Origin of the sequence: Prevotella sp. Rep29 (assembly GCF_019551475.1) — a bacterium.
Classification (GTDB): domain Bacteria; phylum Bacteroidota; class Bacteroidia; order Bacteroidales; family Bacteroidaceae; genus Prevotella.
In genome coordinates this window covers 945,313-961,857 of the sequence record NZ_CP047159.1, presented here as the reverse complement: position 1 = coordinate 961,857, position 16,545 = coordinate 945,313, and the positions used below count along the sequence as shown (strand labels likewise).

General features: G+C 41.6%; 15 protein-coding genes. 4 read left to right on the top strand and 11 right to left on the bottom strand.

What is annotated here, in order from left to right; all coding sequences use genetic code 11:
- Positions 1–42 precede the first annotated feature (42 nt).
- The 3 genes from GRF55_RS04080 to GRF55_RS04070 form a co-directional block, all read right to left on the bottom strand.
- Positions 43–333: a cell division protein ZapA gene (locus GRF55_RS04080; RefSeq protein WP_220369268.1), complete on the bottom strand. Its 291-nt coding sequence runs from the start codon at positions 331–333 to the stop codon at positions 43–45.
- A 20-nt stretch (positions 334–353) separates the two neighbouring features.
- Entirely contained in the window at positions 354–650 is a 297-nt protein-coding gene (locus tag GRF55_RS04075) for a hypothetical protein (RefSeq protein ID WP_220369267.1), read from the bottom strand.
- Positions 651–769: 119 nt separating this feature from the next.
- Complete coding sequence (locus tag GRF55_RS04070) at positions 770–1,405, bottom strand: hypothetical protein (RefSeq protein ID WP_220369266.1); 636 nt, start codon at positions 1,403–1,405, stop codon at positions 770–772.
- A 577-nt stretch (positions 1,406–1,982) separates the two neighbouring features.
- Between GRF55_RS04070 and GRF55_RS04065 the strand changes: the two genes are divergently transcribed.
- The 4 genes from GRF55_RS04065 (at position 1,983) to GRF55_RS04050 (ending at position 7,314) form a co-directional block, all read left to right on the top strand.
- Positions 1,983–3,395 (top strand): undecaprenyl-phosphate glucose phosphotransferase, encoded by a 1,413-nt coding sequence (locus GRF55_RS04065; protein WP_220369265.1) that lies wholly within the window; start codon positions 1,983–1,985, stop codon positions 3,393–3,395.
- Positions 3,396–3,408: 13 nt separating this feature from the next.
- Positions 3,409–4,293, top strand: a complete 885-nt coding sequence (gene rfbA, locus GRF55_RS04060; protein ID WP_220369264.1) for a glucose-1-phosphate thymidylyltransferase RfbA — start codon at positions 3,409–3,411, stop codon at positions 4,291–4,293.
- Positions 4,294–4,327: 34 nt separating this feature from the next.
- Positions 4,328–6,814, top strand: a complete 2,487-nt coding sequence (locus tag GRF55_RS04055; protein ID WP_220369263.1) for a polysaccharide biosynthesis tyrosine autokinase — start codon at positions 4,328–4,330, stop codon at positions 6,812–6,814.
- 71 nt (positions 6,815–6,885) lie between these two features.
- Positions 6,886–7,314 (top strand): BT0820 family HAD-type phosphatase, encoded by a 429-nt coding sequence (locus GRF55_RS04050; protein WP_220369262.1) that lies wholly within the window; start codon positions 6,886–6,888, stop codon positions 7,312–7,314.
- A gap of 103 nt (positions 7,315–7,417) precedes the next feature.
- On the opposite strand, the gene GRF55_RS04045 is transcribed toward GRF55_RS04050, so the two are convergent.
- The 8 genes from GRF55_RS04045 to GRF55_RS04010 form a co-directional block, all read right to left on the bottom strand.
- Positions 7,418–8,518: a nucleotidyltransferase family protein gene (locus GRF55_RS04045; RefSeq protein ID WP_220369261.1), complete on the bottom strand. Its 1,101-nt coding sequence runs from the start codon at positions 8,516–8,518 to the stop codon at positions 7,418–7,420.
- Positions 8,519–8,534: 16 nt separating this feature from the next.
- Positions 8,535–10,466, bottom strand: a complete 1,932-nt coding sequence (locus GRF55_RS04040) for a nucleoside-diphosphate sugar epimerase/dehydratase (RefSeq protein ID WP_220369260.1) — start codon at positions 10,464–10,466, stop codon at positions 8,535–8,537.
- Between the two features lie 24 nt (positions 10,467–10,490).
- Positions 10,491–11,795 (bottom strand): DegT/DnrJ/EryC1/StrS aminotransferase family protein, encoded by a 1,305-nt coding sequence (locus GRF55_RS04035; protein WP_220369259.1) that lies wholly within the window; start codon positions 11,793–11,795, stop codon positions 10,491–10,493.
- Positions 11,796–11,803: 8 nt separating this feature from the next.
- Entirely contained in the window at positions 11,804–12,826 is a 1,023-nt protein-coding gene (locus tag GRF55_RS04030; protein WP_220369258.1) for an acyltransferase family protein, read from the bottom strand.
- Positions 12,827–12,829: 3 nt separating this feature from the next.
- Complete coding sequence (locus GRF55_RS04025; RefSeq protein WP_220369257.1) at positions 12,830–13,441, bottom strand: sugar transferase; 612 nt, start codon at positions 13,439–13,441, stop codon at positions 12,830–12,832.
- Positions 13,431–14,003, bottom strand: coding sequence for a transcriptional regulator (locus GRF55_RS04020; RefSeq protein WP_220369256.1), 573 nt, complete (start codon positions 14,001–14,003; stop codon positions 13,431–13,433). Before GRF55_RS04020 ends, GRF55_RS04025 begins: the two co-directional genes overlap by 11 nt.
- Positions 14,004–14,068: 65 nt before the next feature.
- Entirely contained in the window at positions 14,069–15,271 is a 1,203-nt protein-coding gene (locus GRF55_RS04015) for a glycosyltransferase family 4 protein (RefSeq protein ID WP_220369255.1), read from the bottom strand.
- 109 nt (positions 15,272–15,380) lie between these two features.
- On the bottom strand, positions 15,381–16,406 hold the full coding sequence (locus GRF55_RS04010; RefSeq protein WP_370626756.1) for a glycosyltransferase: 1,026 nt from the start codon (positions 16,404–16,406) through the stop codon (positions 15,381–15,383).
- Positions 16,407–16,545 lie beyond the last annotated feature (139 nt).

Here is a 16,545-nt window from a genome sequence, read left to right as displayed (position 1 = left end):
CTATATTAATATTCTCTATAAATGTTCCTTACTCCAGTCTCCCTACTCTTTCAACGCGTTTTCTATTTCTGAAGTAATTTTTACGAGAATATTACTGATGGGGGCGGTATCATTGCGCTTTGATTCCCGCATGTACCTCAAAGCGATGTCGATCAATGCCATATACAACAAATCCTTGACGGTCTTGTTTTCCTTGTATATCTTGGCATAATCGTTTACCGTCCCCGTTATAAGCTTTGCTGCATTACGATACAATTCTTCATCTTCGCGATTGATATTCACCGCGATATCCATATCGTAAACATGCAATCTTATATGTAGTTTCTCACTCATTCTTCAGACATCATTTGCGTTTACTTCTCACTCAGCAGGGTGATGCACTTGTTAACGTCTCTAATCAATTTGGCTAATCGCGCCTTGGCTGACTCCATGTCGCCATCGGTGATTTCGACCATTTTTGCCATTTTCAGCATATCATAGTCACTTCGCAGCTGATCAATCTGCCCTTTCAGCAGCTTGATTTCTTCATCACGTTCGTCAAGCTTCACCTGCAGACTACGATTCTCCGCCTTTACTTCTTTGTATTGGAGAATCATCTGCCTGACACGTGTCGTAAACAACGTCAATGTATTCTCATTCTTATCTGCCATGAACTATAATTTGCCCACAAAATTACTTCAATATTTTGAATCTACCAAATATTTTATATCATAAATTTAATTTAAATCCGGATTTCACAGATTATCACTGATTTACGACCGTCGCCCAACTACTTCTTCTCGAGTTCTTGGTCGTCCTTTTTCCGGGGCTCTTTCTTTGCCAGCATGACAATCTGATAGACATAGTCAACTATCCACTGCTGGCTGAAGCCGAGGCGCTGATCGTATTGCCTTACTGCCATAACCGACTTGATGACTCCCGGATCTTTGTAGTCGTTCTTATTAAAGATATCGCTGACCGTCTTTTCCGTCATCGCATAAATTGCTTTTTTGAAGAACGAAGGCACCCGAAGCTTGAACTTCATCAGGTTGCCAACCAGCATCATCAACTCTTGGGAAAGTCCCTGGAATTGCAGCATATAGGTTTGCGTGTCCTGCAATTTCCTGCAATTTTTCTTAATGCTCTCATCAATTTCCGTAAAGAAATTGTCATTCGTACGGTATAGTTCTTTCAGCATTTTCTTGCACTGGTTCTTCTCCCCCACGCCCAACTTGTTGTTCACGGTCGGGACATGCAAGGTCGTTTTGAACATGCGCAGGTCCGGGAGCATCGCCAGATTTGTTATCCCCAGTTTCGAGGCAATCGATGCCTGGAAATACACACGGATAAGCGTCATGTAGTCTTCCATGCCTCCCACCTTTACTTCCTGAGCGTTCTTCTTGAATAATTTCGAAAATATTCCCATATACTTAATTTGTTTAATTTGAAATTTGCACCTGCAAAATTACAACAAAAAGACTGAACGACAAAATAAATCCGTTTTTATTGAGAAAATATTGTTCGTCGGAGAACAATCATCGGTTCATCATGAGAGCATCCAAACTTCAAAAAAGTTGTCAAGTTTGTAAACATATTTCCCTTACTTCCAACTCCGTTTTCAGGCAATTGAGCCGAGGAACGTTTTGTATATTTATGCACATTGCGCCATTTCTGAAGCAAGAATCTAACCCGTTGTAAAACAAACAGTTAGATGCAGCTTTCCAAAAGTTCAACTTTCAGGCGGTAAAAGTTCAACTTTCAGCGTGCAAAAGTTCAACTTTTGGAAAACGAAAGTTCAACTTTTGGAAAACGAAAGTTCAACCGTTATATTTATACGGCTTTTCTGTATGTTTATGCAAGTGGATTTAGGACGTTTTTTAAGATAAAAAAGGACAAAATCGGGACAAAAAACGACAAAACAGAAAAAAACTCCGTCTTCGCCTATTTATCTCAATAAAATTTCGTAACTTTGCGCGCAAATTAAAGAAACAACCAGTTTTTAGATGAAATATTATTCGAACGGCAATGAATTGATAAAATACATTGTGGTATTGATTGACTTTGTGTTGCTCAATATCACCATGGCGCTGTTCTATCACTATGCGCAGGAAATCGTGCCAGCCTATTTCCGTGCTAATCCCCGTATCATCTATCTGATTGCCAACATTGCGATGGCCATTGCACAATTCTTCGTTCCGTCAGTCATCCATTATCGCCGGATTTCTTTCGAACAGGTGGCAAGCCGTGTGTCGCGCATGGTCATTCTGCAGGCAGCGATTACGTTTATCTTCGTACGTCTGATATGCGATGGTGGCGGTTTTTTCCGCTATCTGTTCATCTACATGTTCGCCCTCTTCGTCATCATCATGCTTGCCCGCCTGGCTGAACGCCATCTGCTCAAGTATATCCGACAAATGGGGCGCAACAACCGCTCAGTCATTTTCATTGGTGACGACCCCGCCGTCTTACAGATATACAACGAGATTACGGAGGACCCGTCAACCGGATACAAGATAAAAGGCTACTATAGCAACAACGCTATTCCCAACTGTCCTGAGAAGTTCACGCACATTGGCAATCTGGCTGACCTGGACGACTTCATGGACAAAGAGCAGGGACACGACAGACACGTAGATGAGGTCTTTTGCAGCCTTTCGCATGACGAAGCCGAACAGCTCGTGCGCATCATGCAATATTGTGACAGACACGTGATGCATTTCTACTACATCCCACGCATGTTTGGTAATTTCCGTCTGAATCTGAAACCCGAAAGATTTGGTGACCAAATCATCTTCACCAACCGCAACGAGCCGCTGGCGCAATACACTAACAAATTCATCAAAAGGACTTTCGATGTCGTCGTCAGCCTCGTGGTGTGCATCATCTTGATTCCGTTCATCCCCATCATTGCCCTCATCATCAAGAGACAGAGTCCCGGTCCCATCTTCTTCAAACAGGAAAGGACTGGATTCAACGGGCAGTCGTTCACCTGCTATAAATTCCGCTCTATGCACGTCAACAAGGCAGCCGACATGCAGCAGGCATCTATCGACGACCCGAGAAAATTCCCGTTCGGCAACTTCATGCGGAAGACCAACATTGACGAATTTCCCCAATTCTTCAACGTTCTCCGGGGTGACATGAGCATTGTGGGACCACGTCCACACATGACCTATCACACGGAGATGTATTCGCAGATTATAGACAAATACATGGTCCGCCACTTCTCAAAACCCGGAATAACGGGATACGCCCAAGTGACAGGTTTCCGAGGCGAGACCAAAGAACTTTGGCAGATGGAGGAACGCATCAGAAGAGATATTTGGTACATTGAAAACTGGACATTCTGGCTCGACATCAAGATTATCTTCCTGACTGCCGTCAGTCTGTTCAAACCGGACAAGAAAGCATATTAAACAGAACAAGTATATGAAAGGAATTGTATTAGCAGGAGGTTCAGGCACACGCCTCTACCCGATTACAAAAGGAATCAGCAAGCAATTGCTTCCGATTTTCGACAAGCCGATGATTTATTATCCTATCTCGGCGCTCATGCAGGCGGGCATCCGCGACATACTCGTCATATCGACACCGCACGACCTGCCGGGATTCCGCCGATTGCTGGGCGACGGCAGCGAACTGGGAGTCAACTTCCAATACGCGGAGCAGCCGAGTCCGGACGGATTGGCACAGGCATTCATCATCGGTGAGGAGTTTATCGGAGACGACACCGCATGTTTGGTTCTTGGAGACAACATCTTCTGTGGCGCAGGCTTTGAAGAATTGCTGCACGAAGCGGTTAAGAATGCCGAGAACAATACCGCTACCGTCTTTGGCTATTACGTCAACGACCCAGAGCGTTATGGAGTGGCGGAATTTGATGCTGAAGGAAACTGCCTGAGCATAGAAGAGAAACCAGCGAATCCGAAAAGCAACTATGCCGTTGTCGGATTGTATTTCTACCCGAACAGCGTGGTGGACATCGCCAAGAACATCAAACCCAGCGCAAGAGGAGAGTTGGAAATCACAACCGTCAATCAGGAATATCTGAAACGCCATTCCCTGAAAGTGCAAACGCTTAAGCGTGGTTTTGCATGGCTTGACACAGGTACACACGACAGTCTTTCAGAAGCCAGTACGTTTATCGAAGTCATTGAAAAACGCCAAGGACTGAAAGTAGCCTGTCTCGAAGAAATCGCCCTGCATAATGGCTGGATTACACCCGAACAGGTTCGAAAACTGGCAGAACCCATGATTAAAAATGAATACGGACAATATCTCATCAATATTGCCAATGAGGACAGATCATTCTGAAACATTGAAATTATAAATCAATAAATACAATACCATGGAAGAAAACAAAAAAATTGACTCCGGGAAAGTGATGGAAATGGCAGAGAAATCTTTCTTCAATTTCCAAAAATTATTGACCACCTATCTCCTTAACTGGAAGTGGTTCGTCCTTTCCCTCATTATCTGTTTAGGAATAGCAGCCATTAAGTTGCGCTATGCTACTCCCATCTATCAGTCTCACGCCAAACTCCTTGTCAAGGCAGAAGACAACTCAAGCGGTCGTGGTCGTGGCATACAGGGCATGACAAACTTGGGTATCATGAGTAACTCTGCCGGACTTGACAACGAGATGGAGATTCTCAAATCACGCACATTGGCAGCCGATGCCATACGCGATTTGAAACTGTACGTCACCTACACCGCAGAAGGAAGACTCAAGGATGTAGATATGTACCGAAGCCAGCCTATTAGCGTTGACTTGGATTCTGCTCATCTGGAGCGCCTCAATGCCCCGATCAATCTAACGATTGAGCGCAAAGACAATAAATATGTCGTGACTGGAACATATTATGTATCAGTAAGTGATGAGCATTCAACCGGTCCCTACTCTATCGAGAAGTCTTTCAACAGCCTCCCCGCAACAATTGGAACACGTGCAGGTATTATATCACTTAACGCAAGTGGCGGCTCGTTCAGTAACGGATCAGAGATGAAAGTTACCATTAACTCACCTAAAAATATGGCTGGTAGCTATGCAGGAAGACTGTCTGTCAACAACCTCAACAAAGCAAGCAGCATCTTGAATTTGGGCATTACAGACCCCATTTCAAAACGCGCATCTGACTACCTGCGCCAACTGGTCATTTGCTACAACCGTCAAGCCAATGACGATAAAAACATGATTGCGCTACGCACAGAAGAATTTATCAACAGTCGTCTGGAGAAAATCAGCGGCGAACTTGGAACAACCGAAGGTGCACTGGAAAGTTATAAGAAAAGTCAGGGCATGACCACTTTAGGTGCAAGTGCAGGAGCTGCATTTGGAAATACTGATGCAGCTGAAAAGGAATTAGCCGATGCCAGCACTCAGTTGGCACTGCTCGATGAGCTGTCTTCCATCATGAATCAATCGGGCAACAAATACCAACTTCTGCCTGCCGACGTGGGATTGAGTGACGGAATGACCGCTTCGCTCATCAATCGTTATAATGAAATCGCTTTGGAACGTACCCGCATGTTGAGAAGTTCTTCAGAAAGCAACCCTTCCGTAGTGCCACTCACCACACAACTGGATGATTTAAGTAACAGTATCCGTCGCTCGATGACACAGAACCGTCGTAATCTGGAGATTAAACGTAACGCATTGTCTTCTCAATATAGTAAATATGCAGGAAGAGTTGCCGCCACCCCTGAGCAAGAGCGAATCTTGAACCAAATCGGACGTCAGCAGGATGTGAAGTCAGGTCTCTACCTCATGTTGCTCCAAAAACGTGAGGAGAACTCTATCTCACTGGCAGCTACAGCAGACAAAGGCCGTTTGATTGACCCACCTCTGCCCGGAGGAAAGATCAGTCCTAAATCTGCTTCCATTTTACTTGTCGGAGGCATTCTGGGATTAGCAATTCCCGCTCTTATCTTCTTCCTCCTTCAGTTGATTCGTTACAGAATCGAAGGTCATGAAGATGTGGTTGAACGGACCAAACTTCCAATTTTGGCAGACGTGCCTGTTGCCAGTGAATCGGCAAAGACAAAGGCAGATATCGTTGTCCATGAGAACAAGAACAACCAGATGGAGGAAATTTTCCGCTCAATGCGTACGAATCTACAGTTCATGCTGCATCAAAACGAGAAAGTCATCCTGCTAACCTCTACCACATCTGGTGAAGGTAAGACGTTTAATGCTGCCAATCTTGCTGTCAGCTTCGCCTTGCTTGGCAAGAAAGTAATCCTTGTCGGACTGGATATCCGCAAACCACGTCTGGCTGAACTGTTTGAGATCAAAGATCACAAGCGTGGCATTACTCCACTGCTGACCCATGAGCATCCGACAGAGGATATGGTAAGAGAAAATATTCTTCCGTCAGGCATCAACGACAACCTTGACTTACTGATGGCAGGTCCTGTTCCTCCCAACCCGACTGAGTTGATTTCCCGTCCAAGTCTGGAAGATGTCATGGCTGTTCTCAGAAACCACTATGACTACATCCTGATCGATACCGCTCCGGTTGGATTGGTAACCGACACATTGCAAATCGGACGTGTGGCAGATCTTACGATATATATGTGTCGTGCAGACTTTACCACGAAAAATTCATTCGACCTCATCAACAGCCTCGCAGAAGAGAACAAGCTGCCGAACATGGCTATCGTGCTCAACGGTATTGATATGTCGAAGAAGAAATATGGCTATTATTATGGCTACAAGAACTATGGAAGATACGCCTATTACGGAAAATACAGCCGCTATAGCTCGTATGGTTCTTATGGCACTTATAACAATAGCAATTACGGAAACAAGAACGACACCTCTGTGAAACGTTAATAAAAGCAAGAAGAGGAGATACACAGCTTCAGTCTGTGCATCCCCTCTTTTACACCGAACAATAAAATTATATGATTATAGCAGTTGACTTTGACGGGACAATAGTAGAGCATGAATACCCTAAGATAGGGAAAGAACTGCCATTCGCAACCGAAACACTCCGAATGTTGATTGCCGATCAGCACAAACTCATACTATGGAGTGTCCGTGAAGGCAAGTTGTTGGAGGAAGCTGTAGAATGGTGTCGCCAGCGAGGTGTCGAATTTTATGCTGTCAACAAAGATTTCCCAGAAGAGAAAGTGGAATACAACAATCACTTCTCACGTAAGATTAAGGCTGACATTTGGATTGACGACCGAAATCTGGGAGGACTTCCAGATTGGGGTACGATATATCACATGATCAAAGATAATCTTACATTCCAGAACATCATTGAAGAAACAGTGCAACGCCGCACCATAGACTCTGCACCTGTAAAAAAGAAATGGTGGCAACTATAAACAGAAGCAAAGACTTTATGCTCAAGCTATAGTCCAAGATATAAAAAGGGCAATCTCCCATCAGGAAATTGCCCTTTTGAATTAAGAGAAACACAGTTGTTTCTTATCTTTTCACTGCCTGTAATATTTTCTTCGGGACATCCAACGCCAACACCGCCCTACACTCCTTGGGTGAAAGCTTGTACAAATGCCAATAGTGAGATAGTTTCGTCTTAAAACTATCCATATAATAGCCTAAGCCACTTCGCATCTCATATTTACGCCTATGCATCCCGAAGTTTCCATGTTCGAATATGATATCAAACATATACCCCACATGTTTTCTGTCCTTTCGGGATAGTTGAAAAGGAAACTTTTCTTTTGGCAATCCCAAATAATCGACAAGGATACACCCGACCGTCTTGAATGCACGCATAAAGCCAATGTCATTTAACATCGTTTCCAATAAATCCTTGCGAATCTGCAGATGGTCTGCCAATACTGCCAAGTCACAAAATTGCCTGATAGAGACTCCTAATTCTATCAAGTGGTGATATAAGTGAAGGAATGTATATAAAATATTCAGCTCGGGATTTAATATCGGGACCTCCACATCCCCAATGGATATCTTATCCCATTGTGATTCCTTCATATAAGCATCAAACTTTCGCTGATTAGAAGGACTGGCAAATTTCATCAAACAGAAATGCAACTCAAACGTGACATCTTTATATGAAAAGGCAACATGTTGCTCGGATTCTGTATCATCTTCATATTCAACATGCCAATTCTTAGCTATCACATCTTTTGCTTTTTGGAAATTCTGCTCATCACAATAGAAATCAATATCGCCCGGGGTTCGCATCTCTGGGACACGATACAAAGCCGCAATGGTCTGCCCTTTGACTACGACAAATTTTACATGATTTTCAGTCAACAACACACATAATTCTGAGAGAGCTTTGTTGATAATCGCATTACTTTCTGTAACATCCCGATTGATTTTATAAACCTGAAAAGCATCTTCTTTGGGCAGACGGACATTGTTTCTCATCAAACTCTCACTCACCAACCCTTCAACAGTTTGTTCCTTCGCTAATCGAAACAATGAGCGAACAGCATTGGACGGCATCTCAAAAGAAGCAAATTCTTCTTTCCAGAGAGCTGAGCGCACTAAATGCAGGAGAAAGCCTCGCCGCCTTGTCTGTTTCTTATAATCTGCCATGAGAGATCACTTTCAGCTAATCTAATCTGTCCAATGCCCCAAAAACAGAGTTGTTTGAAATATACTCTGGTACAATATCCTTCATCTTTTTCACGATAGCCATGTCATCATAGGTCTTAGACAAAGCTATCAATTCGTCTATCTGTTTGCTGACCGTATCATAATCATACTTTCTGACATTGGCTATGCGTATTTTTTCGTGAAAACTCTCAATCGTGTTCTCTTCATCCGAAAGTACTTCTTCATACAGTTTTTCCCCAGGACGAAGCCCCGTATATTTTATTTCTACACCATGAGCCCCGCTAAGACTAATCATACGTTTTGCCAACTCAGCAATCCGAACGGGGGTTCCCATGTCGAACACAAAAATCTCACCACCATGCCCCTGGGTTCCTGCTTCCAAAACCAACTTACAGGCCTCCGGAATCAGCATAAAATACCGAATGATGTCTGGATCTGTCACCGTGACTGGACCGCCCGCCTGAATTTGCTGCTTAAACAACGGTATGACGGAGCCATTTGAACCAAGTACATTACCAAACCGAGTGGTCACAAACTGCGTTGTGCTTGAAGCACCTTGCGCTTGTCTTTTTATTGCTGCATCCAAACTCTGCACATATATCTCGCAAATTCTTTTCGAGCATCCCATTACATTGGTTGGATTGACTGCTTTGTCCGTCGAAAGCATGACAAACTTCTTCACACCATATTTAGCACTCAAATCTGCTACCACCTTTGTGCCATAGACATTATTCTGAACGCTCTCACTGGGATTTTCTTCCATCAACGGAACATGCTTATAGGCTGCAGCATGGAACACATAATCGGGGCGGAAGTCTTCAAAAATACGTTCCATGCGCTCTTGATTCGTAATACTTCCAACAACGACATGCGTTTTAATCTCTGGAAAATTCTTCTCCATCATAATCTTCACGTCATTCTGTGGAGTTTCAGCGATATCAATCAGAACCAATTCAGAAGGCTTAAACGTAGCCACTTGTTTCAGTATCTCATTACCAATAGAACCTGCAGAACCCGTGATTAGAACTTTTGTTCCTTCTATCATCTTGCCCACCTGCTCTAAATTTATTTGAATCTCATTCCTCGGCAATAAGTCATCAATGCTTATCTCCTTCAATTTGGTCGCTGAAAAATCGTCATCAGCACTCCACTCCTTGGACTCTGACGACATATAGATTTTCACGCCGGCATCAATCAATATATCCTGCAAAGCTGTATCTTTCCGGAACACCTCATTTTGCAGCGGAGAAACCAAAAACGCCGTTATATGTTTTTCCCGAATCAAGTCTTTCAGATTGCTGTTGACTTGATACACCTTCACTCCCATCAATATGTGGTTCTGGTAGTCAGACTCATGAGTAACAAAGCCATTCAACTGAAATCTGGCAGGCTTCTCGTTACGGATATTTTTTGCAAGCCCGACACCACCATCACGTACACCATAAATAAGCGTCCGTTTACCTTTATCAGAACTAAACGACACATCATACAATGTCTTCACCAACACACGTACTGCCCACATGAGGATGGTAGCGACAACATACATCGCTAATATCTGTCGCCCTTGCAAAGGAACAAATCTCCAACTCTGATGCATCGGATAAATCAGATAATGGACAATTTCCGCAATAATGCACGACAGCGCCATTGCACTTGCCACACGCTGCAGGTCAACGAATGACGAATATCTGAAGATACCGGAATATGTTCGGAACACCTTGAAACCGATAAGGTTAAAGATCATATAGACAAAGATGGTCTTGGACAATACTCCTATATTCCCCAAAGTGACTGCCCCATGATAATAAAGCCAGAATACAAATATTCCGGAGAAATAACATATTAGGCAATCCAATATCAGTACCGACCAATAAGGCAAAGCATTTTGGGAAAAATACCAATTAGTGAGTTTCTCTATAAAATTCATATCTATTCCTTTCTCTTGAATTACTTAGCGCTGAATGGCATTCAAAATGACAGAAACGATTCTCTGCACGTCCTCGTCCGACACGTAGGGACCAGAAGGCAGACATAAGCCTTTCTTGAACAGGCTTTCGCTCACGCCATTTACATAAGAAACGCTACTATCTGACGTCACACAAATATAGTTGTCTATCCTTTCTTCCCGTACTTCTCCTCTTAGATATACTGGTTGCTTGTGCATTGGTTTCCACAGCGGACGGGCTTCAATCCCTTCTGCATCCAAAACCTTACGCATCGCTTCCACATTCCTGTTCGGCTCACAATCCGTATGAATGCCACCACCAGCATGCACGACCCCTGCTGCACCACCTACGGCACCGATGACAGCCTCATCATAAGCATGCGCTTCACCTTTTACATGCAGATGCTCATCAAGAATGATTGTTGAAAGCCAGAAATTTGATTCCATTCCAGGCATTTCATCATGGAAAGTAATTCCTTCCACCTCAGCAAATGCCTTTTTATATAATTCAGCAACATGACGATGATGCTTGATATGGTCATCCAATACCGTCATTTGTCCTCGTCCGATACCTGCGCAGATATTTGACATCCTGTAATTATATCCTATCGCTTCATGCTGGTAATACGGATAAGCCTCACGCGCTTGCGTTGCATACCACATGATTTTATTCTTTGCTTCCATATCCGGACAAATCAGCGCTCCACCACCAGAAGTGGTAATCATCTTATTTCCATTGAAACTTAACACTCCGTATTGTCCGAACGTTCCACAAACCTGTCCATCGTATCGGGATCCCATTCCTTCTGCGGCATCTTCAAGTACAGGAATATCATAGCGCTGAGCAATCTCCATGATTTCATCTATCTTTGCTGGCATTCCATACAGATAAACAGGAACTATTGCTTTCGGTTTTTTCCCTGTTTTTGCAATTCTATCTTTGATTGCTTCTTCCATCAATTGGGAATCGATATTCCATGTGTCTGGTTCAGAATCAACCAGCACAGGCGTCGCACAAAGATAGGTTATAGGATGGGTTGATGCACAGAAAGTAAAACTCTGTACTATCACTTCATCACCAGGGCCTACGCCACAAGCCAGCAATCCCAAATGAATAGCAGCTGTCCCCGATGACAAAGCCACAATATGTTTAGGGCAGTCTATAAATTCTTCTAAATCCTTTTCGAATCCATTCACATTTGGTCCCAGAGGCACCACCCAATTTGTATCAAATGCCTCCTGTATATATTTCTGCTCCATGCCATTCTCGGACATGTGAGCCAAACACAAATATATTCGTTTATTTGCCATAACTTAAATTATTTTTTCTTAAACCCAAATAGATAAAAAGCAAGTATGTCGCTTGTTCTTAATATTTCACTAACAAGCAAACATAAAAATATAGTTATTATTGATACTGCTGTAGCTAAAGTTACCTGTACTAATATTTCGTTTGGCAGCATCCATTCTTTCAGGTATTCCATATGTGGTAAAAAGAAAAAATGAATTAAATATATATCAAGAGTTCTTCTACCTATATATAAGAATATTTTTGCCATCTTACTATTGTTGTCAAAAAAGGACCGCCTTGAAAAGAAAAATACGAAAACAACCATCAAGCCAAAATATCGAACAAGAATATCATGAACAAATGAATATAAAAGATATGATGATCCTTTAAATTTCTCATTATAAATAAGGATAAGACAAGTAATAAATATTACAATAAAAATTGTTCTATATTTATCGGACGAAACTATTTTCATAAAGCCACTGTTATATTTCCTACATAAAACTCCTAACGTAAAGAACTGTATATATTTGGCTAAGTTTTCAAAACATGTAATATTATAAATATTAAGACTCCTATTAGCTTTTGCTAACCAAACGATTCCTGCAATGGATAGTATTATCATCCCGATATCAACTACTTTATCTGACGTATATTTTCCAATTAATGACAAACAAAAATAGCATATATACATTTCAAATAGAACAATTGTAAACCAATAACTTAACCAGCCATATTCAATTGGATTAATAAAACTCCCCATAAAACTGTAACAGAACAAAGAGAAGAAAATAGTGGTAGGAATAATCTGAATACGGGCTTTAGCCCACATCCTATGCTGAAAAAAAACTAATGACCAATACTCTGTACCTTTATATGCAATAAATCCACTAATAAAGAAAAACATTGGCATTCTAAACGTCAGCAGAAAAGAACTTATAAATGTAGAATTCGGTTCTATCAAAAAAGATTTGCTTAAAACGTGACCAAATACAACCAGAAACATCGTAAAGCCCCGAAGTCCATCTATATAATTTATTCGTTTTGTCATAACTTAAATTATTTCTCCTCCATATTTCATCTTCTTCCCTAATACCGTACAAATTATCATTTGAATATCCTTAAGAAAAGAATAGTGTTCCAGATAATACAAATTGATTTTTATCTTATCAGGATATATCACTTCATCGTTATATTTTTGCGGATTCTCTATTTTTGCCAATAGCTCCTCCTCATCCCGATATTTCAGACTTGCAGGACCAGTAATTCCTGGTTTTAACTTAAGAATATTTCTATCACGCCCCTCTAGTTTATCTGCGTAACCGGGCACATCTGGACGTGGCCCAACGAAACTCATATCTCCTTTTAACACGTTCCACAACTCTGGAAGCTCGTCCAATTTATATTTCCTCAATTTAGCTCCTAATGGTGTTATACGACTCTCTCCTGCCACAGAAACTGAACTCCCCGAATGTGAGTCTGTCATTGAACGGAACTTATACATCGTAAATAACTTTCCATCTTGCCCTACTCTTTTTTGCTTGAAAATCACAGGACCTCCCGGCATCTTTACTCGTATCATGATTGCTACAAGAAGCAATATGGGCCATAATATGAGTAATCCCATCGTAGATGCCAACCTATCAAATATCCATTTAAGAATCATAACTCACATAATAATCACCATTCTTCAGTTGCTTAATTATTTTCGCATTCTGCGATTTCATAGAAGCCATATTATCCGGTGATATTGTTCCATAAGAAGGTATATCTAAGAGCTTAGTTATATCTGTCATAACCTTAGCAGTCAATTTTGATATTCCCTTATTCCTATGCTGATAATCCACCATATATCCACGAAAAGCCTTACCTATGAAATAGCATCTCAAGAAGAAATATCCTACCACCTCTTTATTTTCTTTTACTATATACGTTAAAAACGATTTGCTCTTTTGAATTTTTCTAATTGTCTTTTCATCAAAACCATGCGGTTTGAAAAAAATGAAAGCCTCCTCAGGCTGCCTATTGAAAAAATCCTGTAACTGAGTTATACTGTCAACATTCAGACTTTCCACAGAATACATACCACAATAACCCGCTAACACACCATCCACTTTCTTCAACCTACTTCCATATCTCATGTAAAAAAGCCAAGAGTTAATCCATTCGATGGTATCCCAGATCCATGGGCAATTATTTCTTATCCAATGTGCAATTGCATATAACATAATTTTGGCTACACCGCTTTCTTATTTACTAATAAAAAGCACTTTACCCGCACTCTATTTTGCTTCTAAACAATCTCCTCATAAAACTCATACAGACACTTGCGGACGAATCCCTGTTCGAATCGACTTTCAATCATCGGACGGGCGTTCTTTACCATTCCCTCTCGCATTTCCTTATCTACCACCATTCGCATCATCGCCTCATACAGCGCTTCTACATCCTTTGATGGGATGATTATTCCATTTTGTTTAACGCTAACAGAAACGGGAGCGTTCATAACTTCATTATCTCCATCTACGGAAGAGAGTTGGTGGGGGACTCCTGTTATGATCTCTCTACTTCCATTGATATCTGTCACGATACACGGCAACTCCATGGCACCTGCCTCTATCACCGTATTTGGAAATCCTTCCCGATAACTGGGGAATACGAAACAATCAGCAGCAGCATAATAAGCAATAAGATCATCTCCTGATTGCTCCCCCGCAACAATAATATCTGGAGTTTTTTCTATCAGCTCTTTCGCTGTAGGTGATATCGGGTCTAAACTTTCCTCAAAGGAACCAACCAATATAAGCCTTACATTACGATATTTATCTTTCAAACGGATATAAGCTTCAACCAACTCATTGATTCCTTTATCTTTTACAATCCGCCCCACAAAAAGAAAAGTGAAAACATCATCCTTGCGAATGGTCTTTGCCTTTTCCATGATTTCCGGTCGATGTGAGAAACGAGCCATATCAAGGCCCTTAACATTTCCATAGCCCAAGACTTTCATCTCTTTGTTGGTGATTCCTCCAGCTTTTAAGTCATTCAATACTCCTTGCCCTTCAGGAATCACATGCGTAGCACAAAAACAGGTGATTCTATCCGTCATCTTCAGAATCCACCTTTGCAGTCCTTTTGCAGTTGGCCATACCAATCCGGTAAAAGTATGTATGCGAACTGGCACCCGTGTCATCCATGCAGCCACCATACATAACAATCCTGCCTTCGGAGTCATGGAGTGTACCATATCAGGTTTTTCTCGCTTAAATATTCTTATCAATTTGAAAAGCGCCACAAGGTCTTTAACCAAAGAGATGTGTCGCTCCATAGCCACCTCGATGGTCCTCACCCCAAACTTCTCCTTTGCATCCTTCATCTCAGAGCCTGGAGAAGATAGCAACACCACCTCATATTTCTTTGTCAAGTCTGGTAGCATGCCCTTGACAAATCCCACAGACATGGACACCGTACAAGCTCGGATTATCTTTTTTTTCATATTCTAATTATCTCGCACAGATTACACAGATTTTTGTTGTGTTCTCATATTATAATCCTTCTTATGAAATTTAATATATCCTCTGTGTTGAAATTTACTAATAAAAATATTAATGAGAACACTGTTCGTATAATTTATTATACCTCTTCACTGTTTCTGAGATATCGAACTGCTTCGCCCGCTCATAACAACGGGTGGCAACATTCTCATAATACGCTTTATCTTCCGACAAATCCTTGATAACCTCAGCTAATTTTTCCGAATTTCCATGGGGGAAAAGAATACCATATCCATCCGTCACCTCTCGAAGCCCATTCACATCACTAGCAATAAAAGGCTTTCCTGCTGACAGACCTTCTATATTGGAAAGCGACAGACCTTCCCAATGTGATGACATCACCACGACATCTGCCGTTTTTAAGATATTGGGGACATCAGACCTTATCCCTAAAAATTTTACTTGACCACAACATCCTAGATCTGAAACAAGAGTCTCTAAATCATTTTTCCGTGCTCCATCTCCTACCAACCACAACTCATATTTCTCTTGAGGTAATTTTGCCATTGCTTTTATAAGGGTATCTTGATCCTTAGCTTCTCGAAACCCTGCTACCATCACAGTCACAAATTTTAAAGACTTCATCTCTGCAATCGGCTCCGCATGATGTATCTTCTCTACATCTACCCCATTATTGATGGTTATAATCTTTGCCCTTCCGTTATACAGATATTTCCTCAGCGTTTCCTCAGCTATTTTTGATATACATACCGTATAGTCATAATGTCTATACATCCACTTATCTATGAGCCGGAGTATTCCACCTTTCTCGCGTTTTCGGTTATTCGTACTATGCTCCGTCGTCACCATTTTTTTCTTGCAAAACAAGTTTGCAATAACAGCATATAACTGCGGAGAAGAGTTATGAGTATGCACCACGTCGTACTGGCGCATTATCCCAATAAGTTTTATAATGTACCAAGGATTATAATATGATGTGCCGAGGCTATATACTTGGCATCTTGGACAATCGCTCTTTAAACGCTTCAACAGCAAAGTTCTTTCTCCGTTGAAAATAACCAATCCAACTTCATGCCCAAGTTCCTGGAACCGGGGTAACATATTGGTGACCAACACCTCCGCGCCACCTGTATGTAAGGATGTTATTATATGGAGAATTTTCAATTTAGTGCAATATATTAACTATGAATTGTCCAAATTTACATGAATATATCAGAACTATAGTGTTTTTTGTATAATTAACACTATTCGTGTT